This window comes from Alcanivorax sp. 1008, from assembly GCF_020667895.1.
In the GTDB taxonomy this organism is placed as follows: domain Bacteria; phylum Pseudomonadota; class Gammaproteobacteria; order Pseudomonadales; family Alcanivoracaceae; genus PGZG01.
On the sequence record NZ_JAFMPS010000114.1, the window covers coordinates 1 to 307 of the forward strand.

Genomic DNA, 307 nt, shown 5'->3' on the forward strand with positions numbered 1-307 from the left:
TGTAACACCGTTAACTATCGTACCAGTACCTTGAGCGAAACCAGCAGGCCCATACTCTATATTCCATACAGTTGAAGTCCCAGCTTCAGTCCAAGCTATTTCAGTAGACGTTAGTGTGAGATTAGTTGATGTTAAATCAGTTGGTTCTGGACATGTTGGAATATTCCTTACTTGGAAATTATCAACGAACACATCAATATCTTCAGGGTCATTAACTGTACCTTCAGAACCAAGAATACCAAATTGAACAATTTGTCCACTATAAGCCGTCAGATCTACTACTGGGTGAATACCTGGGATAGGCACC

1 protein-coding gene is annotated in these 307 nt (G+C 40.7%); it reads right to left on the bottom strand.

Annotated elements, in window-relative coordinates; all coding sequences use genetic code 11:
* The coding region (locus J1C54_RS16525; protein WP_229150091.1) for a hypothetical protein at positions 1 to 307 on the bottom strand (307 nt) is incomplete at both ends.